At 47.6% G+C, this 25,287-nt stretch carries 20 protein-coding genes and 1 tRNA gene; 7 read left to right on the forward strand and 14 right to left on the reverse strand.

What is annotated here, in order from left to right; all coding sequences use genetic code 11:
- Positions 1 to 148 precede the first annotated feature (148 nt).
- On the reverse strand, positions 149 to 1,384 hold the full coding sequence (locus QFZ48_RS28600; protein WP_429064869.1) for a DUF4157 domain-containing protein: 1,236 nt from the start codon (positions 1,382 to 1,384) through the stop codon (positions 149 to 151).
- 379 nt (positions 1,385 to 1,763) lie between these two features.
- Here QFZ48_RS28600 and QFZ48_RS28605 point away from each other — a divergent pair, with 379 nt between their 5' ends.
- Positions 1,764 to 2,339 carry a DUF2490 domain-containing protein gene (locus QFZ48_RS28605; RefSeq protein ID WP_429064871.1) on the forward strand — a complete coding sequence of 192 codons (576 nt, stop codon included), beginning with the start codon at positions 1,764 to 1,766 and terminating at the stop codon, positions 2,337 to 2,339.
- A 118-nt stretch (positions 2,340 to 2,457) separates the two neighbouring features.
- Here QFZ48_RS28605 and QFZ48_RS28610 read toward each other — a convergent pair.
- The 11 genes from QFZ48_RS28610 to QFZ48_RS28660 all read right to left on the reverse strand — a co-directional run bounded on the left by QFZ48_RS28610 (position 2,458) and on the right by QFZ48_RS28660 (position 15,132).
- Positions 2,458 to 2,541: transfer RNA gene (locus QFZ48_RS28610), tRNA-Leu, on the reverse strand.
- 75 nt (positions 2,542 to 2,616) lie between these two features.
- A complete protein-coding gene (locus QFZ48_RS28615) occupies positions 2,617 to 3,021 on the reverse strand; it encodes a carbohydrate-binding protein (protein ID WP_370910178.1) in 405 nt (134 codons plus the stop codon).
- 199 nt (positions 3,022 to 3,220) lie between these two features.
- The gene (locus QFZ48_RS28620) at positions 3,221 to 4,288 is read right to left on the reverse strand and encodes a glycoside hydrolase family 76 protein (protein ID WP_429047464.1); all 1,068 of its coding nucleotides are present in this window, start codon (positions 4,286 to 4,288) and stop codon (positions 3,221 to 3,223) included.
- Between the two features lie 14 nt (positions 4,289 to 4,302).
- On the reverse strand, positions 4,303 to 5,448 hold the full coding sequence (locus QFZ48_RS28625; RefSeq protein WP_429064873.1) for a glycoside hydrolase family 76 protein: 1,146 nt from the start codon (positions 5,446 to 5,448) through the stop codon (positions 4,303 to 4,305).
- Positions 5,449 to 5,456: 8 nt separating this feature from the next.
- Positions 5,457 to 6,581 (reverse strand): SusE domain-containing protein, encoded by a 1,125-nt coding sequence (locus tag QFZ48_RS28630; protein ID WP_429064875.1) that lies wholly within the window; start codon positions 6,579 to 6,581, stop codon positions 5,457 to 5,459.
- A 27-nt stretch (positions 6,582 to 6,608) separates the two neighbouring features.
- Positions 6,609 to 8,216 carry a RagB/SusD family nutrient uptake outer membrane protein gene (locus QFZ48_RS28635; RefSeq protein WP_429064876.1) on the reverse strand — a complete coding sequence of 536 codons (1,608 nt, stop codon included), beginning with the start codon at positions 8,214 to 8,216 and terminating at the stop codon, positions 6,609 to 6,611.
- 19 nt (positions 8,217 to 8,235) lie between these two features.
- Positions 8,236 to 11,742, reverse strand: a complete 3,507-nt coding sequence (locus QFZ48_RS28640; RefSeq protein WP_429064878.1) for a TonB-dependent receptor — start codon at positions 11,740 to 11,742, stop codon at positions 8,236 to 8,238.
- A 50-nt stretch (positions 11,743 to 11,792) separates the two neighbouring features.
- Positions 11,793 to 12,806, reverse strand: a complete 1,014-nt coding sequence (locus QFZ48_RS28645) for a FecR family protein (RefSeq protein WP_429047454.1) — start codon at positions 12,804 to 12,806, stop codon at positions 11,793 to 11,795.
- A gap of 252 nt (positions 12,807 to 13,058) precedes the next feature.
- Positions 13,059 to 13,706, reverse strand: a complete 648-nt coding sequence (locus QFZ48_RS28650) for an RNA polymerase sigma-70 factor (protein WP_429064880.1) — start codon at positions 13,704 to 13,706, stop codon at positions 13,059 to 13,061.
- A 278-nt stretch (positions 13,707 to 13,984) separates the two neighbouring features.
- Entirely contained in the window at positions 13,985 to 14,749 is a 765-nt protein-coding gene (locus QFZ48_RS28655; protein WP_429064882.1) for a LuxR C-terminal-related transcriptional regulator, read from the reverse strand.
- Positions 14,750 to 14,829: 80 nt separating this feature from the next.
- A complete protein-coding gene (locus QFZ48_RS28660) occupies positions 14,830 to 15,132 on the reverse strand; it encodes a hypothetical protein (protein WP_370910169.1) in 303 nt (100 codons plus the stop codon).
- Between the two features lie 94 nt (positions 15,133 to 15,226).
- Here QFZ48_RS28660 and QFZ48_RS28665 point away from each other — a divergent pair, with 94 nt between their 5' ends.
- Together QFZ48_RS28665 and QFZ48_RS28670 are read left to right on the forward strand one after the other, a co-directional pair.
- The gene (locus QFZ48_RS28665; RefSeq protein ID WP_429047449.1) at positions 15,227 to 16,372 is read left to right on the forward strand and encodes a redoxin domain-containing protein; all 1,146 of its coding nucleotides are present in this window, start codon (positions 15,227 to 15,229) and stop codon (positions 16,370 to 16,372) included.
- Positions 16,373 to 16,430: 58 nt separating this feature from the next.
- On the forward strand, positions 16,431 to 17,177 hold the full coding sequence (locus QFZ48_RS28670) for an XRE family transcriptional regulator (protein ID WP_370910167.1): 747 nt from the start codon (positions 16,431 to 16,433) through the stop codon (positions 17,175 to 17,177).
- 117 nt (positions 17,178 to 17,294) lie between these two features.
- On the opposite strand, the gene QFZ48_RS28675 is transcribed toward QFZ48_RS28670, so the two are convergent.
- A complete protein-coding gene (locus QFZ48_RS28675; protein ID WP_429047447.1) occupies positions 17,295 to 17,798 on the reverse strand; it encodes a hypothetical protein in 504 nt (167 codons plus the stop codon).
- A 487-nt stretch (positions 17,799 to 18,285) separates the two neighbouring features.
- Here QFZ48_RS28675 and QFZ48_RS28680 point away from each other — a divergent pair, with 487 nt between their 5' ends.
- Genes QFZ48_RS28680 through QFZ48_RS28695 form a run of 4 tightly spaced genes read left to right on the forward strand, consistent with a single transcriptional unit; the run spans position 18,286 to position 24,724 of the window.
- Positions 18,286 to 21,546, forward strand: a complete 3,261-nt coding sequence (locus tag QFZ48_RS28680) for a SusC/RagA family TonB-linked outer membrane protein (RefSeq protein ID WP_429047445.1) — start codon at positions 18,286 to 18,288, stop codon at positions 21,544 to 21,546.
- Positions 21,547 to 21,563: 17 nt separating this feature from the next.
- Positions 21,564 to 23,021: a RagB/SusD family nutrient uptake outer membrane protein gene (locus QFZ48_RS28685; protein ID WP_429047443.1), complete on the forward strand. Its 1,458-nt coding sequence runs from the start codon at positions 21,564 to 21,566 to the stop codon at positions 23,019 to 23,021.
- 18 nt (positions 23,022 to 23,039) lie between these two features.
- Entirely contained in the window at positions 23,040 to 23,729 is a 690-nt protein-coding gene (locus QFZ48_RS28690; protein WP_429064884.1) for a hypothetical protein, read from the forward strand.
- 23 nt (positions 23,730 to 23,752) lie between these two features.
- Positions 23,753 to 24,724, forward strand: a complete 972-nt coding sequence (locus tag QFZ48_RS28695) for a DUF5007 domain-containing protein (RefSeq protein WP_370910162.1) — start codon at positions 23,753 to 23,755, stop codon at positions 24,722 to 24,724.
- 58 nt (positions 24,725 to 24,782) lie between these two features.
- Here the strand turns inward: QFZ48_RS28695 and QFZ48_RS28700 are convergent, their stop codons facing one another.
- On the reverse strand, positions 24,783 to 25,280 hold the full coding sequence (locus tag QFZ48_RS28700) for a 2'-5' RNA ligase family protein (RefSeq protein ID WP_429064886.1): 498 nt from the start codon (positions 25,278 to 25,280) through the stop codon (positions 24,783 to 24,785).
- Positions 25,281 to 25,287: the final 7 nt, after the last annotated feature.

Raw genomic sequence — 25,287 nt, forward strand, 5'->3', positions numbered from 1 at the left:
AGGGATTGAATACTTTGGGGTAATGGAAACTATCGGGGTATAAGCCTGTCGCTGATTACTAATTTACATCATTCCTTCCATAATTTGTCAATAGGAGAAGCGGGTGTATCCATGTTCAGATACTCCCGCTTTAATTTTGTGAGTAAGTTTATGCAGTGGCGCTATCGTCTCCGGTTGTGTGATCTTCGCTGGCTACAGTGCCTCCGGATGTAGAGGAAGATGAATCTCCACCCAGGAATATTAATAAGGCCGCGGCGGCGGCCGTGCCGATGATCAGTCCTAATTTGGTTATAGGCTCAGGGTCTGCTAAAGCAGCGACCACTAATGCAACCATTCCTCCAAGGGCGAAAGCCGGGATACCGATATGGATCAGGAACCGCTCTACCCGTTGCCGTAATTCCGGGTCAGGTGAAGCCGTTACAGGCTCTCCATCCCGCCGCATGGCAGGGAGAGGCCTTGTGGGAAACTCCCTTTCAGCAAATTCCCTTGCTTCAGATAAATCCTGCGCTTGCTCCCTGGTGAGCTGGTAGCCCCGGCACCTGTCGTTAATATCCCATTCACCCAGTTTGGTGCGCAGACGGCCACGGTCATAGTTAAAACGATCGCGGTGACCGTCCCAGCTTCCATACTCGGGATGTGGGGTACGCCTGCCAAAGAGGCCATGGCGGTCGTTTTCAGCATCCATAATACGGTGTGCCACTTCTTCCAGCAAAGCAATGATTTCCTGGAGCAAATTAAAGCAGGGATCCGGTCCACCCGGCGTACCGGCTACCTGGCGTTGTACCGTAGCCGGAGCGGCGGCGTTTTGCTGCGCTACATGCGTAAGCTCGTGTGCCAACAGATGCTGTCCCTCCCGGGAATGAGGGTTGTATTCCTGTTCATTAAAAACCACATGATTGCCCACGGTATAGGCCCGGGCGTTCACAGCCTGTGCCGACTGCGCAGCTTTATCTTCTGTATGCAGCACTACGTTGCTGAAGTCGTAACCTATTCTCTCTGACATTTCCCGCTGGATGAGGTTATTCATTGGCTGTCCGCCAGTGGAAATCACTTCATTGATCATGTCTGCGGATGGTGCGGAGACTTCAGCGCCGTCGATCTCTTTGCGGGTCAGCTCTTCTTCATGTTCGCATGCCTCGCATTTTCGTTGTAAGAATGTGTTGTGGCCAGCATTTATTTTAAGATCCATGGCGGCAGGCTGGGTAACGGCGTCCGCTACGGCGTCGGCCTCTTTTTCCTGCACAGTATCTGGTTGTCCTACCTTTAGACGGGGCTGAAAAAAGCTGGGTTTGGCAGATTTCGGGTGATCATTTTTAGCAGTAAAAAATGGGGTATGCTGTGGACGTGCAATCCCTGGTGATTGATTGGGTACTTTAGAGAACATTCTGGGGTCTATTAAATGTTAATGGATATTGGGGGTCATCTTTAGGGAAGTTACTAAAAATTTGGAGAAAAAGAGGGCATGACTAAGGGGGTATTTTTCCCGGGTAAAAGAGCTCTTGTTCATAGATCAGGAAACAGGTCGCCCTGTCCAGGTTTCAAAAACTAACGGAACGATTATTGAACAAACCAGCTTCGTAAACGTTTAATTGGTTAACAGTGCCTCTCGCTCTCATCTTCAGTTCACTAAGCATAACAATATCATCGGGTAAAAATTTTTCCTTCAATAAAGGAGGGATGAGTCATTGCAATTTGAAATGCATACAAATGCCAAAGAGTGCAGGTGGAAGCCTAAGATTGCATGCAAGCTGATCATTCCTGTTATGCTGTTTTTCGCAAGCAGTGGTGCTTTCGCGCAGTCTCCCCCTCCATATACCTTCGGTTTCATTCCTGCTTCCATCGGGGAAACAGATTTTTCCTTTCCATTGATAAAAAAATGGCATCTCGACGGCGAAGTAGACCTGCAGATAGTTACCCAGGGCTCATATGATACAGGCAATCCATTTGCCTATGCACAACGGTTTGTTGTCAGGCCCTGGATATCTTACTCAGGGTTCAAAAATATGAAGTTGTGGCTGGGCTACGCGCGCAATAAGAAATATGAAATAAAGGAAGCCGGCAACTATGAAACCCTCGAGCGGCGGTTAATCGTTATGGGCTCCTTTGCTGAGAAACTGCCCAAAGGAAGCCTCTTTCAGCAGGTACGGTTTGAAACCAAATTTTTTGACGACCGGCAGGGTATAGCAAGGGTGGTACCGAGGATCAGGGCCAGAGTAGGTGTCAATCACTTTCTCCTTAATAACGTCATCAACAGCCAATCTTTCTTCTTTTACATCAGAAAGGGATGCGACAAATACACTATACTTTACGACCTTCACTGGCATCACTTAAAAATTTAGAGGTTAATTAAATCGTTACATTAATGAAGAAAGTAGGGCCGAGTATAAAAAGCGTACAAAAACCACACTGACACAAATAAAAAAAGGTTGCAAGTCCTCAAACTTACAACCACTCTAGTGCCCAGAACTGGATTCGAACCAGCACACCCTTGCAGGCGCTGCGACCTGAACACAGTGCGTCTACCAATTTCGCCATCTGGGCAACTGATATCGTGTCAGGGAGCGCAAAGATAAGCAGCTATTTTAATTTTCCAAAAAAATAACGGCAACGCCTATATTAATAATTAAAAATAAAGCCAAATGCTGTAATGCTGAAAGGCATCCCGCCCTTCGCTACCAGGTACAGATCATGCACGCCTTCGGCATGACGAAGATTACCCGTTAACTTCAACGCATAGGTGCTGTCTCCCGTATAAGGAATGTCAAGGGTACCAATAATTTTACCTTTGGGTTTATCTATCCGGAACTCCAGCCGGGCATTACTCTTTTTGTGCTCCGATGCCACTTCCACGCGGAAGCCTATTTCACCAAGACTTAAATTAACCTGGGCAAAGCTGAGATAACTGCCCTCCTTCATCTGGAATTCCGTTGCACGATTCCCCTTTTTACCCGCCGGCGCCGCCGTCTGTCCCAAAACAGATACCGGCACGAAAGCAAAAAGCAGCAATAACATCAGCCTCATAGGATAGGATAGGTTGTCTTCTTCTCTTTTCTAAGATGGTCAGGAAATAATGCTTCCCGGGATAAATTAATAATAAAAATTATAAAATTAAGGAATTATGTAATATTATAGCAAAATAATAACCCGGGCTCACGGGTAACCACGAAAAAGCCCGTAACAATAAATGCTACGGGCCTCTCCTTTAATTTCATTTCTTTGATTATATACCGGCCAGCCGGGCGTAAATTTCCATCATCCCCGCCTGTCCCAGCAGCTCTTTTTCCGGACGGTTGCCCACCATATTGTTGCTGCTGTTCCTCTCCTGCTCCCATACCTTACCCGCATACTCCTGCATGGCACGGATATACTTCGGGTTGTTATCTGTCCTGTACAGCGCTTCGTATCCCCTTAGCAATACGGCATTAAACCAGTACGAAGATGGAAACTTTCCATTTCTGAAAAAGCGCCTGTAGCTGCCTTCTGCAATATGACGGGCCTCTTTTAAATACTGCGCATTCTTTGTAATGCGGTACAGCTTTACATTGGCCTCCAGCATAACGCCGGCATTGTAAGTATACGTCGCAGAATCAATACGGTTGTTTTCTGCCGGCTTTATGGCATCCCAATACACGCCGTCCTCACTGCGGAGATACCTGTTTACCCAGTTGTACAACAACAAAGCAGTATCCAGGTAGGCTTGTTTATGAACCGCATCATACAATTGCAGCGCCAGTAAAATAGCCGGTCCGTTGGAACAGGTATTTTTCGTGGTGAGATCTCTTTCCTTCCAGTATAAACCGCCACCACTAACGGTATCGTAACCCGTCATCATAAAACGGTAGATCTCCGTTCCTTTACCCAGGTACCACTTCTTCCTGGTACGCGCATACGCATCCAGGTACGCAATGCCAATCCACTGGTTATCGTCGTAGTACCTATCCTCCCGCCTTTCCTTCACTACATAAGATGCATATCCCGGAGCAGGTGGAATAGGATCATAATACTGGTTAATTGCCTCCACCACCGGCGCCATATACACTTTGCCGGGATGGATCCGTTCCATTTCATTGGTGGCTTGTATGAGCCCGCAAAGACCCCACAGGTCGGCATGCGGATTATGATTCTTTGTACGGTCGCTGGTTTGGATATACAACCCCGTTTTGCGCTCATACAAATATTTGTTCACTGCCTGCTGCAGCATCTCTGCCTTTTGCCTGTTGCTTTGGGCAAATACGCTGCCGGCAGACAGCAAACACCAAAAGGTAAGCCTCACTATTCTTCTCCCCATCTTTATCATTTTCATTACTTCATCAGTCCCATACTCTTCAGCTTCACCGCCGCTTCCATGAGCATAGCGCCACTCAACTGGGTGGTGAGGTCGCTGCCGGCAGCCATGGTGGACCAGTCCTTGTTAAATAACACCTGCGGGCGCGTCGTGCCTTTCAGCCACAACGTTTCTGCGTTCAGCTGCAGGAAAGCGGCATACTTTGCCACATCCGTGCTGCTGATACTGCCATCGGTGATCAGTAACATCAGGTAACGCACCAGTACACCTTTGAACAAACCACCATCTCCGCCGCCTTCATCTTTCAGGATATTGGCATTGGTAAATCCACCGGCTAAGGCGTTGTTGGCCGTTTTCAATGCGTCATTGATATATACATTCTGACCGGTCAGTTTATACAACTCCACCCCTGCTCCAATAAACACACCCTGGTTGTAAGTGAAGTTCCAGTTCTTGGTTACCTGACCACTGCCGTCCTGGTTAATACCATCCCAAACGAGACCGGTAACCGGGTCTACCAGCGTGGCTTTCTGCCAGTCGTAGATCTTTTTTGCCCAGGCAATATCATCCGGGTTCTGGGTAAGACCATACATCCGGCAGGCAATAATACACGCAGGCGCATTGGCAGGCGTATTCTTGTAGTTCTTGGATTTATCCTTATTCCAGTGGATACCGCCGCCCCATACATCATCCCAGCCGCCTTTGATATCGTTCCACAGCAATACGGCTACATCTTTGTACCGGGTATCGCCGGTGGCCTCAAAAGCGCGTAAGCAGGCAAGGTTCATCCACTCCATATCATCATAGAAATGGTTGATGTAAGTACCGCCGTTCTTTGTTTTCATGCCCGCCAGCAAATCATCCATACGGGTTTTGATAGCCGGGTCATTTTTACGTATATAGGCATCCGTTAGTACGTCCAGTGCATGCGCATTGGGCCAGTAATTAAAGGTGGCATTACCCGCATTATTGGCGTTAAAATATTTCTCCTGGTTCCAGAAGTTGCTGGTGAGCCCCTGTAAAGAGGAATCACCGATCTGCGCCCAATCGAAAACATAACGCGCCTTGTTGGCTCCCGGACCCGGGCCATTATCTACAGGTTCTTTCAAACATGCAGTGAAGGCCAGGGAGAGCATCAAAAGGGAATATCGTATCAGCTTCATAGCGGTCATTATTTTACGATGATTTCGTGGGTGTAATTTTTATCCGTGGTGAAGTACAGGTCCACATCACAATTCTTGTTATCTGCTTCGGTAGCGAACTTGTAACAGTAGTTCCACTGGTCGTTGTTGGTAATAGGACGCAGCTCCCAGAAACTCAGCGGTGTAGCGGAAGTTGGACGGTTGTTATCTGCATTGGAACTTCCTATCCACTCTTCACCGGCATTGCCATCACTGTCTTTTACGTTGATACGGAATTTATAACGCTCATCACGTCCCCATGATTCCTGTTTGAAAGTGATCAGCTGGCTCTGAATTTTCCAGGTACCGCCACCGGCATAATTGATCTCGAATAAAAATTTATTCAGTGGCGCAAACCAAAGACCAATAGTGCCTATTTCTGTTACGGTTGCTGCCGCGTTATTGAAATCCAAGCGCAGGCGATACACTTTAGTACCTGCGGTTTGTTCACTTTCACCACCTTCTTTTACAGCGGTACCGGTAATGGAATAGGTATCCGGTGTACCAGTGTTCCTGCTGGTGAAATGATATTTACCGTTTTTGAGAGATGTATAAATTTCATATACCCCCGGAGCAGTGGATTTCAGCTTCAGGGCTTTCGACAGGTCAGCACCCACTTCGGTAGCTTCACCGGTGAGGTACACATCTGTAGGGATCTCGGCAAAACCATTAGGTCTTTCTACTTCAATGGTTTTTGTTTCGGCTGCCTTCTGGATATTATATCCTTTGGATGCCAGCACCGTCCATATCAGTTTACCGGTGGCCAGGGAAGCAATGCCTGCTTTACCCGCCACACTGTTCAGGTCTTTATGCGACAAGGTCAGTTTGTTCTGCACACCGCCACCATCAGAAGAAAACTTTGCCACAGGGGCAGAGAAATCGCCACCGGCTTTGTCAAAGGCTACTTCATATTGCACCAGGGAACCATCTTCGGCGCGGGCCTGGTCCCATTCAAAGCTCACCGTAGCGCTGGTAGTAGGCTGCAGCTTGATGTATTTATTGTCCAGCGGCGCGGTGAGCTTTGGCACCGGCTGCATATTGGTGTTGAGTGAATAATCGTCTTTCTTGCAACTAAAGAATAAAACACTCAGTATGATGATCAGATATTTTTGCATGTTATTACAGTTTTAGGTGGAAGGATATTACCAGTCTTGATTTTGTGAAAGATTTTTATTCTGATCGCGTTCTACGGTTGGCACCGGCCACAGGTAGTGTTTGGGATTTGTAAACAACCTGTTTTCCACGATGATGTAGCCGTTCGGATCTTTATTGAATGCACCGGAAGTTACTTTGATGCCTCTCACTGGCCTGTTCATCACTACCTCCGCAATTTTCCAGCGACGTACATCGTAAATACGCAGTCCTTCAAACGCCAGCTCAGCTCTTCTTTCCCGGCGGATCACCACACGCTGCTGATCCTGGTTAAGCGCTGCATTAAACTGCGTGGCGCCTGCATCGTTAAAGCCGGCACGCACACGGATAGGCTGAATGGTTTGATTCCATACGGCCGCATTCATCTGCCCCAACTCATTTTTTGCTTCTGCATACATCAGCAGTACATCGGCATAACGGATCATGATCAGGTTCAACCCGGAAGCATAATTGGTAGCGGCGCGGTCATAATATTTGTAGAAATAATAACCGGTGGGAGAAGCGCCCTGGTCGTCTACCGTATTGGTAGCAGGCACAGAACCCGGCTGCGTAAGAATGGTTTGCTCCGCTCCTGTGAAATCAATCACCTTAGAGCCATGATGCAGGATGGTAGCCTCAAAGCGTGGGTCCCTGTTGATATACGGCGTGTTCTCATTATAACCGGAACCGGCTTCACCAATGGCTTTACCGTTAGCCATGATATAATCATTTACCAGGTCCTGGGTAGGCACCAGCACACTTCTCAGCGCGGCAATGGTTTGCGGCATGAAGGAACGTTGCTTGTCGTATGTTCTGCCACCACCATATTGCAGGTCCAGGATTACCTCGCTGTTATATTCATTGGCTACGGTAAACAGGCCGCTGTAGTTGCCAAACAAGGCATAGGCGCCATTGTCTGTTTTGCCGATCAGCTTCTCACAATCTGCTACCACAGCTGCCCATTCGCTGCGGAACAGGTGTACACGGGCGCTCATAGCGATGGCTGCACCGCGGGTAATGCGACCACGGTCGTTCTGCACCTGTTGCGTGTTAGTAGGCAGGTCTTTCTGGATATCCGCCAGTTCTGCTAATATAAATTCCTGGACGGTGTTCTTATCGGTACGTGCAATGGTACGGGAAGCATCAATGGTGATGAGGTCCGTATAGAAAGGCACATCACCATACCAGGCGGTGAGCTGAAAATAAGCATACGCACGGATAAAGCGGGTTTCCGCCAGGATACGGGCTTTCAGCGCCGGGTCCATATTGGGTACCCGGTCTATATTGGTGGTAACGGTATTGCACCTGCGAATAGTGGTATAGTAATACGACCAGGTATCCGATACACGCCCGTTGGCGCCATCATAACCGCCGTTGGAAATGGCATTTACATTTATCATGCCACCGCCGCTGTTATACGCATTATCACTCAGCGCTTCATCTCCAAAGAAATAATCATCTTTTGAAAGATGTTCATAACAGGCGGTCAACGCATCGAGGGCATCCTGTGAATCACGCCAGTAGGCAGTTTCAGTGAACTCCCGGGTGATCGGCTGATCCAGTTTACGGCAACTGAACAAAGTGCCGGCCATTAATATTGATAAAACTAATTTCTTCATACAATTGATTGTTTAGGCATCAAAACTTAACATCCAGACCAAAAGCAAAAGTGGCCGCATTCGGGTAATTACGTCCTGCAATAGGGTTGTAATTAGACATGGACAACTTATCATCAAACTGCGTAAACTCAGGGTCCACGCCTATTTCACGGAAGCGTTTAGGCATAATCGTTATCAGGTTCTGGCTGGTAAAGTATACCCGCACACCCTGGATACGTGCCCTGTTCACTAAAGCTGCAGGCAGGTTGTAGCCCAGCTGGAAGTTTTTCAGACGCAGGTATTTGGTATCAAACAGCCAGTAATCGGAATAAGCGAAGTTGTTGGCATCAGCAGAACCGATGGTCAGCCGTGGATAGGAAGCACCCGGATTAGTAGGCGTCCAGCGGTCGAGGTGCTGCACCATGGCGTGGTCTTCATTGTTATGGAATGCCTCCACGATATCGCCTCGAAGGAACTGGGAACGCTTGCCCACGCCCTGCCAGAACATGGTCATATCGAAGTTCTTCCAGCTTACGCTGTAGTTAAAGCCAAAAGTGTAACGCGGGAAAGGATTACCAAAGATGTAGCGGTCGTTTTCATCGATCACGCCATCTTTATTACGGTCAATATATCTCACATCTCCCGGCATCACCTGCTGGTTGTAGGCAAACGGCACTTTAGGTGCATTCTTTATATCGTCCAGGTTCTGGTATAATCCATCGGATTTATAACCATAGTAAGAAGCGATGGGAAATCCTTCTTTAATGATAAAGGTTACATCGGAACCACGAACAGATTCCTGGCCGAATTTAATCACCTTGTTCAGGTTATCGGCGAGGTTGAAACCAAAGTTGTGGTGGAATTTACCGGTGGTCAACCTGTAATTCACAGCCAGTTCCCAGCCTTTGTTATTTACCTTACCCACGTTTTCCAGCGGAGCGGCAGTACCTGCGGTTCCCGGTACCGTCTGGAAAAGATAGATCCCGTCTGTTGTCTTATTAAAATAATCGAAAGACGCTGTTAAAGCACCCTTCAGGAAATCCGCATCGATACCATAGTTACTCATGGTAGAAATTTCCCACTGCAACAGGTCGTTGTAAGTAGAGAAAGTAGCGCCAATGGCAGGCGTGTTATTAAACGAATAACTACCGGTCGTATACGGAGAATTGCGGTCATCTGTCAGTCGTACCCTGGCCAGGTAATTGAATCCGCCGATGTTAGAGTTACCCACCTGTCCCCAGGAATAACGCAGCTTAAAGTTGCCGATCTTATCCTTTACTTCTTCCATAAATGCTTCGTCTGTCAATCTCCATCCCAGTGAAAATGCCGGGAAGAACTGCCAGCGGTGGCCCGGAGCCAGCTTGGAAGAACCGTCGTAACGCCAGGTCACTTCCGCCAGGTATTTATCGTTATAAACGTAGTTAAATCTTCCGAAAAGAGAATTCAGCGCATACAGGTTAGGATTGCTCATATCGTTATAGGTGCCAATATCCCTGTAATCGAAGGTGCCATCCGGTTTAGGGATATAGCCGCCACCGATGGCCCAGTCGTTGTCCAGGTTGGTAGTACCAAAACGGTCGGCCCGGAAGCCGTAACCTTCATTCACCGCATCACTGCGCACACCCACCTGTCCTTTTACATAATGCTTACCAAAGGTATTCTCATACTCTACGGTACCATATACGTTTGTCGTCAGATCCTTGTATTCGGAATTATGCATCTCATTATACAACGGCGGTGTGGCGGTAGTATAATAAGGTGCATACGTGAATTTATTAATACGGGTAACGGTATTATCAATGTTATAATTACCGGACGCATTCAGGTTGATCTTAAAATGATCTGCCGGTGTAATCACTACATCGATTCCTCCCATCAGGTTATCTACTGTTCTCAGTTTGTATCCGCTCTGTGCCAGTAAAGCCATTACGCTGTTGCTGGTCAGTGGTGGCACCACCCAGTTACCCAATGTATCTTTCACGGCAGTGGTACGCGGTACACGCATCGCATCGCGCATCAGGAAGCCGATATCAGATACCTGTGTGCGATAAGTGGAGCGGGTATAAGCTACATTACCGCTTACTTTCACGTATTTGCTCACATCTACCGACATGTTGAGGCGGGCGTTGTAACGCTTGTAGTAAAAGTCCTGCGGCACATATTTATTCTGGAGCATATTGCCCTGGTCGAGGTAACCCAGCGATAACAGGTAACTACTGGTTTTACCGCCGCCGTTTAAACTTAAATTGTGACTTTGCTGCGGCGTGTATTTGCGGATCATTTCGGTGAGCATGGCGGGTTCGGAGCCACGGTTGTGCCACGACTGTATATCGCCCGGCGTATACTGCGGCGTTTTGCCGGAGTTCACGAGGGCTTCATTTTTCAGGGTCATGTACTGCCATGCTTCCATCTGCCGCGGCAGTGTGGTGGGCATTTGCCAGCCATACATACCGTTGTAGCTAACTGAAGGATGTTCGTCTTTCTTACCTTTCTTCGTGGTAATATAGATCACTCCGTTGGCGGCCTGCGAACCGTAAATGGCGGCCGATGCCGCATCTTTCAGTACAGAAATGGTTTCCACATCGTAGGGGTTCAGGTTCTGCAAACCATTGCCTCCTGCCTGCACACCATCAATGATGACCAGCGGAGCATTGCCGGTTAGGCTACCTACCCCGCGGATGTTCATGGTCATAGGTGCGCCGGGTTCCGCAGTGTTCTGCTGCATGATGAGGTTGGGCGCCTGTCCCTGCAAAGCCTGGAACATATTCACGGCCGGCCTGCTGGTGATGTCTTTTGAATTAATGGTGCTGATGGCGGCGGTTACCTGTGTTTTCTTCTGCTGGCCATAAGCCGTTACCACGATTTCTCCCAGGTCTTTGGAATCTACATTCAGCATGGCAATGATGCTGGTTCTTCCGCTGATGGCTATTTCGGAAGTTACATATCCTACGGAAGAAAATATCAGGGTGCCGTTAGCGGCGCTGGCAGGGATCTTCAGCGTGTAGTTGCCTTCCGAATTAGTAACAGTTCCCACACTCATTCCCTTTACGCGAACGTTGGCGCCGGGAATGGTTTCTCCTTTGTTATCCACTACGCGACCGGTAATAGTAATATCCTGCTGCTGATCATTATCAGCAGTAAGATTACTACGCTTCAGGATAATTTTATTAGCGATGAATTCATAGTTGATTTCCAGCGGCAACAGGATCATCTGCAGTACATCATCCAGTTTGTTATCCTTTACGTTCAGGGATATTTTTTGTGCTGCTTTAATATCATCGTTGGAATACACAAAAACCAGGGAGGTTTGTGCTTCAATCTTTTCCAGTACCAGTGCGAGACTGGCATTGTCAACCTGCAGGCTGATCAGCTGATTCATAGCGGGAGGTCTTTCCCGTTCCTTTACCGGCTGATGTTGCACCTGGCGGCGTAGCCCTGCCGCATAGGCTACCTGCGCATGCAGATCCAGCACGCTCAGCAGCGATAAGCAGATTATCAGCGACAGGAAAGGCGGACGAAAAGAAGGCTTGTATAATACCTTTCTCATAACGTAGTGGTGATTAAAAATGAATAAATATTGGTGTTGGCTTGATGTGATTATTCTCCTATAACTAATGTTGAATCGGTGATACGGTAGTGGAACGCTTTCGATTTACTGAGGTAGTACATAATATCTTCCAGGGAGTTATTATGGAAAGCCCCGGTTAACCGGTACTGTTTTGGTGCGTTGGCTTCAAACTCTACCCGCTTGTTGAAATTGCGTTGCAGGCTGGCGCCGATTTCTTCCAGGGTGGCATTTCTGAAAATAAGCCGTCCTTCTGTCCAGGCTTTATCTTCCGACCCGATGGTATTGCCTTTGATCAGGGTGCCGCTGCTGGCGGTATAGGTTACCTTTACATCAGGTGTTACCAGGATGGTATCACTAATCTTTTTGGTTCCTTCATAGCGTGGAATGAAGGCTACTTTTCCTGTTACCACGGCGGTTTGCACCGGTTCATTTTCATAGGCCCGGATATTAAAAGAGGTACCCAGTACTTTAATAGTCCCTTTTTTCAGGTGTACAATAAAAGGACGTTTGGCGTTGGTGGCTACATCAAAAAAGGCCTCTCCTTCCAGGAAGATCTCGCGGTTGTCGCCGCGGAATTTTTCCGGGTAAGTGATCACGCTTTCTGCATTCAGCCAGATCTTACTGCCGTCGGCCAGTTCAATAAACGACCGGGTAGCCTTGCCGTTGCTGCGTTTCACCCATTGTTCCCGTCCGGCATCCGGTATCTTACGTGTAGCGTTAAAAAACCAGAGGACGCCGACCGGTAACAATATGGTGGCAGCAACAGCAGCTACCCATTTCCATCTCCCGGATCTCTTAGGCTCCATCGGATGGATGTTAGTCGTTTGTTGTTTTATTTTAGACATCGTTCGCTGCAGGGCCTGTTCCGTGTTTTCGGCCGACAGGTGCCGCGGATCTTCAAAATAGTGGTGGAGGTGATGATATTTTTCTTTCAATACCGGGTACTGTTCCAGCAGGGCATCCAGCTCCGCCAGTTCCGCAGGCGTTGCAGCTCCCGCCAGTTTACGGGTAACCAGTAAGACGAAATGTTCTTCGTTTATCATAAAATGGAATCGTGTTCAGGTATAAGGACAGGTGGCGGAGGGAAAACTACTTACAAGCGCGGAAAAAATATTTTCCGCGGAGGTTGTCTTACTCAGGATTACACTGATTATACTGATTTTCTGGATTTTGTTTCTTTGGATTTTTTTGATTTTAACAGAATTAGTGGGTGAGATATAATCGAAGCTATCCGCTTATATCTCCCCTAATCATTAATAAAATCCAAAGAAAAAAAATCCAGAAAATCAGTATAATCAGTGTAATCCTGCTCCAAGACAATTTCCCTCGCCGAAGGCGAGCAGGGCAGACATAGCGAGCAGCATGATCAGCGGTGGCAGCATTTCCTTCGTTTTGCCGATGGCGCCCAGCCCTTCGTTCAGGCGGCGCATGGCGCGGAAAAGCTGCGTTTCCACCGTGCGGGGAGAGATATTGAGGATTTCAGCAACCTCCTTGTATTTGAAGCCGTCTTCTTTGATCAGCTGGAAAATGCGACGGCATTGGGCCGGCAGCGAGGACACGATCTGGTCCATTTTAAAACGCATCTCCTTCCATTCCAGGTCGCGTTCCAGGTCGATGCTGTTACGCAGATCGGCCGTATCGGAACCGGAAAGCGGTACAATGCGCAGGTGGGAATACTGCTCCAGGTAATTGAGCGAATGATTTTTTACGGCCACAAAAAGATATACTTCCAGGTTAGATACCTGCTCTATTTCCTTACGGCGGTTCCAGAGTTTAACAAAAACATCAGACACTATTTCCTCCGCCGCTTCCTTTACATGCACATACCGGATACAGAAATGCAATAAACGGTCGTACAGATGACGGAACAAACGGGCAAATGCCTGTTCATCATCATAACGCGCTATCTGCACCTGCCATTCACTAATCTCAGCCATCTTCATGTGTATGCTAAAACGTTTTTGCTTAGTGGACAAAAAAAACGAGAATCAGCGGTTCTCCTTGTTGTTCTGGTTGTTATCGTGATAACTTTTGGTTGACATAACAATGTTATAAAAAAAGATCAATATAAACAATTATCCATTTTAAATGATAATATATCTGCATATATCTATCAGTCACGTTGCCCTGTCTCTCCGGATCTTACCTCCATCCTTCCTTAGTCAAAGGATAAAAATCATTATAATCAGCGTAATCAGGCAGAAAGACAAAATCCGCTGCATTAAACCCACCCCTCCTTCACCGCCTTTACCACCAGTTCAGCAGCCGATTTGATTCCCGTTTTCTTCAGCATGTTTTTACGGTGCTTGTCCACCGTAAGCTTACTGATATTTAGATGGATAGCAATCTCCCGGCTGGGCATACTGGCCAGCACCAAACGAAGGATCTCTTTTTCCCTTTTGGTCAACACTTCCCGGCTGGGTGTGAGCGTTTTCCGGATTTCCACATTGGTAAAAGATGGTTCTCCCTCCAGCCCTACAAAAGATAACACCGGGTGACCGGCGGGTTTCAGGTGGGTAATATCCGTATGCACGCATAAACTGCGTAATACGGCGCCGGTTTCATCGTGCTGTATGCAGGTGGACTGCTGCAGCAACCGCACATATTCGCCGCTGGCTTTCCGCACGCGCAGATCGTAACGGACTTTATACTTCAATACTTTTTCGGGTGGCAGCCGGGAAAAGAAATCCACCGCCGCCTGCTCAAACTCCAGGAAACTGGCCACATCTTCCGGGTGAATACGTGACATCATCTCGGTAATCGTACATTCATCCGCGTTATAACCCAGCACGTCGTATACACCCGGATGCATGAAGTCGAGTTCTCCCCTTACCGCATTAAATATAAAGTAGTAGCACGCTCCCACCTGGAAAAAACTAAGCACTTTCTTATGGACTTCCATCTCCAGCGCCAGATCCGGCGGATCATTGCGCTCAGCCAGTATATTCCAGACCTTCCTGGTTTCTTCATATATGCGAATCGTCATGGTACTAGGGAGATATTACAATGAAAACCGTAAGCAAACCTGCTAAAAAGGGCTATCGACGGGCATTCCGGCAACGTCAACTAGCTCAGCAGATTAAAAGATACAAAAACAATTGTGATACTTATGCATATTAATGCCACCAGGAAGGTATAATCAGCTACCTGTTCCAACCGCTCACTGGTCCTCCCTTCGTTGCTTTTCAACGATAAAAAAGACAACAGGCAACTCGCCATCAGCAGGATGGCCGCTATCCCGGTGCAGTCATCTATAATGGTGGCATGATTGAAATGAGCCACTTTAATGGAAGTTAATACGATCAGGCAAAAGCCCAGCAGGTTGGTAGAGGTATTCAGTATGTGCGGCGACTTACTTTGATTTGCCATAACTCTGTATTGTATGTTATTCAGGATTAACAAAAGTCCTGTATTGCAAATGAATAAATTTTGTTGATAGTTTAGGCTCCTGATAGCATATCTTATGAAAAAAATAACACTTATAGCGCTGTGTTTGCCCGCATTCATAAATGCCCAACCCGCAAAATATGTCCTGAACGGCAAACTTACCAAACAGAACGGCCCCGCAAAAGTGTACCTGAACAAAGTAGTGAATGATGTGCTGGTAGTTGACTCGGCAGTGGTACAAAATGGTGAATTCCGTTTTGAAGGTTCCGTGGAAGGTCCCGTTCGTGCCATGCTCATCCTCGATACCAAAGGTGGCGGCATCGATTTCATGCAGCTTCCACCGGACGCGGACACCAGGATCTTTTTCCTGGAAAAAGGAACCACCAAAGTGTTGATCAGGGAACATGTAAGCAAAGCGCGCATCTCTTCCCCCATCAACGAGGAAGCTGCCAACTTTAATAAATCCATGAAATCTGTTCTGAAATCCATCCGGCAGCTTTCAAAGGAATATAACAGGGCGCCTGCCAGTAAAAAAGACGACAAAGGATTCCAGCAGCAAATGGCCCTGCAGTACCGCGTGTCCTACGAAGCACAAAAACTGCTTCAACATAAATACATTGCAGAAAATCCCAACTCCTTCTATAGCCTCATGGCACTGGAAGAACTGGCGGGCCTGGATGTAAACCCCGACCTGATAGAACCTATCTTCCTTAAACTCTCCGAAGAAATACGCAATACCACCGAAGGAAAAGCCTTTGCAGCAGAAATTGCCCGGGCCAGGAGCCTCACAGTAGGATCAGATGCACCCGACTTTGAAGTACCCGACATGAATGGGAAAATGGTAAAGCTCTCCGACTTTAAAGGCAAAACCGTATTCCTGGATTTCTGGGCCTCCTGGTGCGAACCCTGCAGACGCGAACACCGCAAGATCCAGGAAGTCTATAAACAGTTCAAGGATAAAAACTTTACCATTATCAGCGTGGCACTCGATCCGCCGGCCGACCGGAAATATTTGCTCGAAGCCATTAAAGAAGACAGCATGGTGTGGACCAACCTCGCCGATCCTAAAATAGATAAAAACCACGCTGCCAGGGTATATGGCGTGAAAGCCATCCCACAGAACTTCCTCATAGATTCTACCGGCATGATCTTCAATAAAGACCTCACCGGGGAAGCACTCTACCAGCAATTAAACAGTTTGCTGAATAAACAGAATGAGTAAAAAGCCCTACATTTGTCCTTGTCAATTATAAATATAAGTTATCGTAAATATATAATACATGGACAAACAGCCCCTTTTCTGGGCCGCTAATCTCAAATTATTACGGACACGAAAGAAGATTTCCCAACAGCACCTATCTGATTTACTTGGACTGAACCGGAACAAGATCACCGCACAGGAAAGCGGGAAAACACGCAATCCCCGGATGGACGACCTGGCGCTGATCTCCGGCTATTTTAAAATAGACCTGGACCTCATGGTGAAAACCGACCTGTCGCAGCTCCCGGAAGAACAACTCCTGGAACTGGAAGCCGGGAAAAAGGTGGACCTAACAGGCAGGCATATACGTATCCTGCCGATTACGGTCGACAACAGCAATGAGGAAAACATGGAGTTTGTTCCTGCACGCGCCCGGGCAGGCTACCGCAGCGGCTTCAGCGACCCGGCGTTTATTTCGGCACTGCCCAAATTTACCCTGCCCGGTTTGCCCAGGGGTAAAACCATCCGCATGTTTCCCATCAGCGGCGACTCCATGGAACCCATTCCTGATGGCAGCCATGTTATTGCGCAATACCTGCAGGACTGGTCCCATTTAAAAGATAATACCGCCTGCATCCTCGTGCTGAAAGGAGGCGAAGAAGAAATTGTATTTAAAGTGGTAGGCAATCACATTAAGCAAAACGGTACGTTATCACTGCATTCACTGAACCCGCAGTATGAAACCGTAACCGTAGCCCTTGAAGAGGTACTGGAAATATGGACTTTCATCGGTTATGTGAGCAAACAATTCCCGGAGTTGAATTAAATCAACCCGGCGATAACATTTTCATGCGTCCCCGTTTATTTAAATATAAACAGGCGCACAAAAAAACGATGCCGGCCGGCATCGTTTTTTTGTGCGCCTAACTTTCTGAGGAACCGTTTACTTGTAATTCTCTCGGAACGCCTGTAACGCCTGTTCTATCCTGACTTTCAGCTTTTCGCCGGGTGGCCCGTCGCCGGGTTTGGCGATGTGAAAAAGCGCCAGCGTATTGTTTTCCTTCAGCTCACGGCTGCCCTTGTCGCTCTCCGCTATGTGTACAACCGGGCCGTCAAATTCCAGCCCGATATAATAATCATAAAACACACCTTTAATGGAGCTCACCGGCGCACTAAGGCGGTAAAGGCTATAACTGGTTTCCACCGGGTAACGGAAAGTTACCGACAGGATACCATCTTCGCTCACGCGGAAAGAAGACTCGATTTTCGCACCCGCCTCCGTGAGATAAGATAACTCCGGCGGATATACGGCAGCGGCGTCGTTGAGGATTTTGGTAAATACGGCGGCGGCCTTGGCCCTGCTTCCCGGGTTGACTGCCTCCTGGGCGAAGCTATGGATACTGAAAATGGTCAGCAGGATGCCGACAAATAAGTAGCGTTGTTTCATAGGTATAATTTCGGGTTAGATAGTTTATTACAACCCTAAATATAATATTTTTAAATTATATATCTATACCCCGGACACGGGAAGAAGAAATTCACTGTTTTTGTTTACCTGTAGGGAGATACAGACCGCGGCCAGACCTGCTTCTTTTTAAGATTGTTTACAATCTTTTAAATTTCATTAACAAGTTATTTTTCCTGTTCATACTAATTTCATCCTCACATTCTGAGACCTGTGATTTAATCAGAAAATCGATTTAGCAATATAAGAATTTATCAGACCAAAATTCAAATTAGTAACAAAAAAAGGAGTTTATCAGACCAAAATTTTGTCATCGGAAGCGACGATGGTATTTGTCAAATCAAAATTAGTCAACAACAGAGAATACGTTTTACATCATTTATTCCGGGTATAATACGTCAACCAATATCATAATAACAACTGGGTAATCAGCATTCCAGTATCATTCATCAGTTTCAAATCAATTTACATGACTGTTAATTTTACACAAAACAGCCGTAACGGCGCTGTTATGTTATTAACGTTCTGCCTCACCTTCCTATGCCTGAGAGGTACCGCACAGGTAAAATCTGCCTCCACACAGATCACCGTATCAGGCACAGTAAAGGATGGTTCAGACGGCAACCCGTTGCCGGGCGTATCTGTAAGCATTTCAGACAGCAAAGCAGGCGCTATCACCAACACGGATGGTGGCTACACACTCAAAATGAATCCTGGCAGTACGCTTACCTTCAGCATGATGGGCTATCTTCCTTACTCGGTAATAGTAAAGGAAGCTAATGCGCATCTAAACGTAACTTTACCGGTAGACAAAAAAATGTTGAAAGATGTGGTAGTTATCGGGTACCAGGAAACCTCCCGTAAAACAGTTACCGCCGCCGTTACTTCCATTAATCCAAAAACATTACTGGATGTGCCCACCCCTACTTTCGACGCCTTGCTGCAGGGACGCGCACCCGGCCTGGATGTGCAGAACTATTCCGGTGAACCCGGCGTAAGGAGCAACGTGGTAATGCGTGGTAACACCGCCGTAAGCCGCAACATCAACAGCGACTTTACCAGCAATTCCGGGAAAGCCAGTTTGGCCCGCGCATTGAGCGGGCCCCTTTACGTTATCGACGGTGTACCGCAAACCACGGAAGACATTGCCGCCATCAATTACGGCTCCGGTACCAACACCGACGTAATGGCTGGTATTTCCATCAACGATATTCAAAGCATCGATATCCTGAAAGATGCCTCTGCTGCCGCGATCTACGGATCAAGAGGCGCAGGCGGTGTCATCATCATCAAAACAAAAAGAGGGATCTCCGGTAAACCCAAAATTGATTTCGCTACCTATCATGGTTTCACTGAAATGCCCCAACTGGATAAAGTGCTGATAGGCGCGGAAGAACGCCGGGCTAAAATGGACCTGATCAACCATTACGGCGACTGGGGCACCCTGAGAAATATCCCGCAGGTGCTGACCGACAGCCTGAATCCGGCCTTCAATAACGCCAACGATTACCAGGGTGGTATGTATCAAACCGGCCGGGTCGACAACTACGACCTTTCCATTTCCGGTGGTAATAACCTGATCAACTACCGCTACGGCCTCAACTACTACAGCGAAGATGGTATCATCCGGAAATCAGGCTTAAAGCGTTACAGCTTCAGCAGCAGCACCGGCTTGAACCTCTCTCCCAATGTACAGATCAATACACAGATCCGTTACTCGAAAATAGACCGCCCAAGATCCATCAATGATCTCTCCGGCGGCTACGGTCCTTTCAACGGCGGGTACTATGCATCCAACGCATTGCCTACCTCCCTGCTGTATATGAGCAATGCCAACAAAGACTTCATTTTCGGTAATACCACCAGCGGCACAGATCAGAACAGTAATGATAACCTGTCTATCAGCCCGATCATCGAATGGAAGATCTCCAGCAAATTTAACTTCACCACGGTGATCTCCTTTACACAAACCAACAGCCGGATGGACTCTTATACCCCCGGTGCTGTAAGAAGAGACGGAACCGGTAAGGCCACCAGCTTTGTTGATAAATCGAACAACTACTTAATGAGCAATACGCTCCAGTACACCACCACGCTGAATACCAATCACTCGTTCAACTTCCTGGCGGGTCAGAATACAGAGTACTGGGAATACCGGGCTACACAGTCCAGTGCGATCGGTATACCGAATGACCAGATCCGTACCGTTACCGTGCTCAATAAAAACCTGGCCGATACCCGCTCCGATCTGTTACAGAGCGGTATCCAGTCGCTTTTCTTCAGAGCCAACTACGGCTATAAAGAACGCTACCTGTTATCTGCAGTAATCACCGCAGATGCCTCCTCCCGTTTTGGTAAAAATAACCGCTGGGGTTATTTCCCTTCCGTATCTGGTGGCTGGGTAATCAGCGACGAACCGGCACTAAAATCTGCCAGCAGCTGGCTAAGCCTGTTGAAATTACGCGCCAGTTACGGCGTTGCCGGCCGTCAACCGGATGGTGGCGACAACTACCTCTCTTATAATACTTACCGTATCGGTGCAGGTGATTTCCCCGGCAGTACCAATCCTGCTACAGGAAACAACTATGGCTTTGCCTATAACGGTATTCCGGCCGTGTCGCTCGACTTCGACAAAGGTCTTACCAACAATAACCTGAGCTGGGAAAAGAGTACACAAAGTAACCTGGGTTTGGATGTAACCTTATATAACGGCAGGTTTAATGTTGTTGCAGATGCTTACATTAAAAATACCAACGGCGGTATATTTAACCTGAATGTACCTGTAACCACCGGTTACTCCATCCTCACTGCCAACGCCATCGGCATACGCAACACCGGTGTGGAAGTACAGTTCATTGCCAATATCCTGAAGCCATCTTCAAAATTCCAGTGGCAGGCGTTGTTAAACCTCGCGCATAACGACAACCTGATTACCTCCCTGCCGAACGGCGGCCGTGATATTTATCTCGATAAATACCTGCTCCGCCAGGGACAACCACTGAACTCTTACAATGTATTTAACAAAACAGGCATCTACTTTACCGATGCAGATGTACCGGTAAATAAAGCCAGCGGATTACCGCTCAGTTTCTACGGTTATCCATTCAGAGGTGGCGACCCGATCTGGCAGGACTCCAACGGCGACGGTATCCTCGATAACACCGATTACATCCCGGCTGGTAACCCCAACCCTAAAGTAACCGGCGGTTTTGGTAATACCTTCAGCTACAAGAATTTCACGCTGTATGTGTTCTGTACTTTCACGGCGGGCCGTAAAGTATTCAACGACTACCTCGCCGGAAAGCTTTCCCAGCTGGTACCTACGGATGATGGCGATCCCGATCCCTATCACTCCCTGTCCACCCATTCCATGCCCGACCTGAGCAACATCAACTACTGGAGAAATCCGGGCGATAAGGCGGACTATCCAAGTCTCAGTTCCGTAAACGGTACCCACTACAAATACGCCATGGTAAGTTCTGCCTGGATCGAAAGCGGCGCCTACTTCCGTGTGAAAAACGTATCCCTCTCCTACTCTTTCAAGCAGGAAGTACTGGATAAAATTCACTTCAGACGTTTAAGGATCTATGCGCTGGCCGACAACCTTTATATCTTCAAACAATCTAAAAATATCCCTGACCCTGAGCAGGTGGATGCCTTTGGAGTATATAGCGGCAGTGGTTATCCCATTCCCAGAAAGTTCACCCTGGGACTGGATCTTAGCCTTTAACCATAAAAAAGAAAATCATGAAAAAACAACGCTTATATATCGCTTATGCAGCTGCTGTTATTTCTGCAGCTTCCCTGGTGTCGTCCTGCTCCAAAATACTGGACCTGGAACCGCATAACTCCACTTTTACCAGCGCTTATTTTTCTACGGAAACAGATGCCAAAACATCGCTCGCCGGAGCTTATGCCATCCTGCGTAATATCCTGATCCGTGATAATTCCTGGCATAAATACGGGGACATTGTATCCGGCGAACTGAGTATCGACGGCGGCCGGGATAACGGCAACTACAATATTTCGAATGGTCAGTTTGTTGGCCTGAACGTGGGTGGTAATAACTGGAACTGGCAGCAGTACTACCAGCTGCTCCAACAGGTAAACCTGATCATCAATAAAGTACCGGGTATCGACGACAGCAAATTCACAGATATCAATAACAAACGGCACGTGATCGGCGAAGCTTACTTCCTCCGCGCCTTTACCTACTTCTATATGAGCAGGATCTGGGGAGATGTGCCGTTGAAACTGGAACCTGACCTGGATGTGTCTACCGCGAAGAATATCCCGAGAAGCCCGGCCGACAGCGTTTGGAAACAATGCCTGGCCGACCTGGAAGTGGCTAAACAAAACCTGGATTTTGGTTATGAAGATGAATCTGAACGGGCGGTAAGAGCCAATAAAGGCGCTGCATTTGCCCTGCAGGCACATATCCTGGCATGGAAAGGCGATTACGCCGGCTGTGAAGCAGCAGCGAATGAAGTAATCACCAACGGTGGTTATGCGCTGATCGATTCTGCCAATTACATGAAAGTATTTATCGGTAAAACACAGGAAGGTATTTTTGAGATCAATATCAACGACGGACAGTCAGAAGGAATTTCCCTGGCCACCAATGGCGGTGCAGGCGTTACGCTGATGATGCCGTTTATCGACGGAAAAGGATATATCGAATGGCCGGTGAATGAAAACTACCTGTCAATTTATGATGCCGATAAAGATATCCGTTTCAAAGACTTCTTCTACGGACTTGGCGGGAACCAGGGACAGATCATCAAGTTTTCCAATATTGCTTATGCGGATGGTTCTACCAAAAAAGATCCCCGCATGACCAACAACCTCACCATCTTCCGGCTGGCGGATATCCTGCTGCTGAGGGCTGAGGCGCTGAGTAAACTGGGTAAGGATGGCGATGCACTGCCCCTGCTTAACAGGGTACGCGAACGTGCAGGACTGGACGATTATGCCGGCGCTGGTGAAGACCTCGCCACTACCATCCTCGAAGAACGCCTCCGGGAACTCTTCTACGAAGGCCACGCTTATTACGACCTGGTGCGTAATAAAAAACTGACTACCTACAATGAGCATTTCCCAGGCGATCAGTTTGAAAACGGCGGCTGGTTATGGCCCATTGATCCAACAATGTTTAAAGACGATTTCACCCTTACACAAACTCCTTACTGGAGAGGTAAACTCTAACCCATTAAAATCAGCTGTATGAAACATAAAATATATATCTCTTTCATCGCTTTGATGGCCCTGGTTTTATTTTCCTGTAAGAAGGATTACACGATCGGCGGCAGTTTGCATGATCCGCATGTAAACATGACTACTTATGATTACCTGAAAACAAATCCGCTTTTTGATACCGTTGTGTTGATGATCGATAAAACAGGTTTGAAGGAAGAAGTAAATGCTACCGGAACCTTCTTTGCCATCACTGACTATGATATCACCAACTACCTGGATTTACGGCAGGAAATGGAACGCACGCAGAGAACAGATCCTAACTATATCTTTACTTTCGACTCCCTGGATTTTGGAGCAATGAGAGATTCTTTACGGGCTTATCTTTTCAAAGACCTGATTCCTTTAGACAAAGCTACCAAAACAGGAAAGCTGTACAGGGCAAACGACGGGGAACTGCGTCTGGTACAGGGCATTCCCAGCGGGGATTATACCGACGGAAGCGTATTCACGCAATACCCGGTATACCTCTACCTGACCAAGCTGATTGCAAAACCCGGCCATCCTGTTCCCGTAACAGATGCCGACCTGGCTAATACCATACCAGAGCAATACCTGCAAGCACGCTGTCAGACTACCGGTATACTTACTACGAACGGAATACTGCATGTGTTGAATAACAAACACACATTTACCTATTTCGCGGATACGTTTAACTGAGTTTTCACCCTTACGCAATGATCATGAAAAGAAATATAAAAATATTCGGCGCCCTGGTGATGGCTGTTTCGGCAGCTATGTACGGTTGCTCAAAAGTGGAAAACGGTTTTCTCAGCAACCAGATACGCTACATCGATAATCCGATTAAAATAAAACGCGGCCAGGTACAATCCACCAACCCCGTGAGCAACGATGGTTCCAGCGCACCGGTAGTGTACAAGCTCCTGGATATCCGCGATGCGGTGAAACACACCCATGCCGACTCCGTGTTCACTAATTATGAGCGCTATGAGTGGATCGGGAAATTTGATCCGGAAAAAGATACCACGGTAGAATTGCTGAATAAAAAAAGACAAAAAGTAAACACCCCCTGCTTTGAATTCAACGAGCATACCGGCGCCTTTACTTTTTACGGCACTTCCATCAAAGTACCACTGGGCACCTACGAATTTGATATAGAGGCCTCCAATCAGAACGGCAGCAAACAGTATAAAAACATTGCCACCTTCACGCTGATAGACGAGCCGCCTTATCATGTGGGCGACGGCGGCGCTGCCTGGTTTAAAGACGGTACCACTACCAGTGGCGACCTGGGCGTGCCCACCGTTACCATCCGGAAGATCTCCGATGAAGGCACCAATATTATCCTGAAGATCGCTGACCAGAACGGCCGCTACTTTAACCCGGCCAAGGGAGAGATCATCCGCAGGGGCGACCGTAGTGATTTCCAGACCTATGCACAGTTTCATCCGCTGGAGAAAACAGATACGAGCATGGTCTGCAACTTTGAAACCACGCCGTTTCCCTTATTACAAAGTGTGTACGGATACCTGATCTATTATCGTATCCCAAGCCAGTTTGTAACCGTGGATCCAGGGTATGCACCTACCAACGAAAAAATCTATAACGTGAACCCCCGGTTCCAGTTCCAGATTTTCCAGGAAGGAACCTACGAGGTGGTTGTTAAGATCAAACACGTGAATAGAATTATTTAACAACGATAAGACGATGAATGAAGTAAGAAAGCCTTTCCGGTAATTCGGGAAGGCTTTTTTATGTGAGGAAAGAATATTCCCCTGCCAGTTTCCAGGGGCCTTTTAAATACCGCCACACCTGCATGCCCGTAGCGGTTACTTCAAAGGGCCGGAAGCTGGCCGCCAATTGTTCATGCGCCTGCTGCGCTTTAAAAGCCGTTACCTGGTTCATGATAGTGATATGCGGCCGTAATGGCTGCCGGTCGCGCGGAATCAGCCAGGGTTCCCATTGCATTTGCAGGGCTTCATGCAATGCCTGTAGTTCTGTGGACATGAGCGTATAGGCAATACCGTTGGTATACCGTTTCAGTTCACTTACCTGCAATAAAAAAGACGGCCGCGCAACCATCGCCGCAAGGGAAGTAATGATTTGTGGTTCATCCGCCGGCAGGCGGTAAAATAAAGTAAGATGTGCGTGCACCTCGTTGGCATGAGCAGGATAATACTGCCGGCGCATCTGGTTAAAGAATGCGGCGGCGTTCCGTTCAAGTTGCAAAGTAACGATGTAAGATGCCATGTCAGCT

It is taken from the genome of Chitinophaga sp. W2I13, from assembly GCF_050434005.1.
Classification (GTDB): domain Bacteria; phylum Bacteroidota; class Bacteroidia; order Chitinophagales; family Chitinophagaceae; genus Chitinophaga.

Coding starts and splice junctions, on each gene's coding strand:
- QFZ48_RS28600 (WP_429064869.1), bottom strand. CDS start 1,384: ATGTTCTCTAAAGTACCCAATCAATCACCAGGGATTGCACGTCCACAG.
- QFZ48_RS28605 (WP_429064871.1), top strand. CDS start 1,764: ATGCTGTTTTTCGCAAGCAGTGGTGCTTTCGCGCAGTCTCCCCCTCCA.
- QFZ48_RS28615 (WP_370910178.1), bottom strand. CDS start 3,021: ATGAGGCTGATGTTATTGCTGCTTTTTGCTTTCGTGCCGGTATCTGTT.
- QFZ48_RS28620 (WP_429047464.1), bottom strand. CDS start 4,288: ATGGGGAGAAGAATAGTGAGGCTTACCTTTTGGTGTTTGCTGTCTGCC.
- QFZ48_RS28625 (WP_429064873.1), bottom strand. CDS start 5,448: ATGAAGCTGATACGATATTCCCTTTTGATGCTCTCCCTGGCCTTCACT.
- QFZ48_RS28630 (WP_429064875.1), bottom strand. CDS start 6,581: ATGCAAAAATATCTGATCATCATACTGAGTGTTTTATTCTTTAGTTGC.
- QFZ48_RS28635 (WP_429064876.1), bottom strand. CDS start 8,216: ATGAAGAAATTAGTTTTATCAATATTAATGGCCGGCACTTTGTTCAGT.
- QFZ48_RS28640 (WP_429064878.1), bottom strand. CDS start 11,742: ATGAGAAAGGTATTATACAAGCCTTCTTTTCGTCCGCCTTTCCTGTCG.
- QFZ48_RS28645 (WP_429047454.1), bottom strand. CDS start 12,806: ATGATAAACGAAGAACATTTCGTCTTACTGGTTACCCGTAAACTGGCG.
- QFZ48_RS28650 (WP_429064880.1), bottom strand. CDS start 13,706: ATGAAGATGGCTGAGATTAGTGAATGGCAGGTGCAGATAGCGCGTTAT.
- QFZ48_RS28655 (WP_429064882.1), bottom strand. CDS start 14,749: ATGACGATTCGCATATATGAAGAAACCAGGAAGGTCTGGAATATACTG.
- QFZ48_RS28660 (WP_370910169.1), bottom strand. CDS start 15,132: ATGGCAAATCAAAGTAAGTCGCCGCACATACTGAATACCTCTACCAAC.
- QFZ48_RS28665 (WP_429047449.1), top strand. CDS start 15,227: ATGAAAAAAATAACACTTATAGCGCTGTGTTTGCCCGCATTCATAAAT.
- QFZ48_RS28670 (WP_370910167.1), top strand. CDS start 16,431: ATGGACAAACAGCCCCTTTTCTGGGCCGCTAATCTCAAATTATTACGG.
- QFZ48_RS28675 (WP_429047447.1), bottom strand. CDS start 17,798: ATGAAACAACGCTACTTATTTGTCGGCATCCTGCTGACCATTTTCAGT.
- QFZ48_RS28680 (WP_429047445.1), top strand. CDS start 18,286: ATGACTGTTAATTTTACACAAAACAGCCGTAACGGCGCTGTTATGTTA.
- QFZ48_RS28685 (WP_429047443.1), top strand. CDS start 21,564: ATGAAAAAACAACGCTTATATATCGCTTATGCAGCTGCTGTTATTTCT.
- QFZ48_RS28690 (WP_429064884.1), top strand. CDS start 23,040: ATGAAACATAAAATATATATCTCTTTCATCGCTTTGATGGCCCTGGTT.
- QFZ48_RS28695 (WP_370910162.1), top strand. CDS start 23,753: ATGAAAAGAAATATAAAAATATTCGGCGCCCTGGTGATGGCTGTTTCG.
- QFZ48_RS28700 (WP_429064886.1), bottom strand. CDS start 25,280: ATGGCATCTTACATCGTTACTTTGCAACTTGAACGGAACGCCGCCGCA.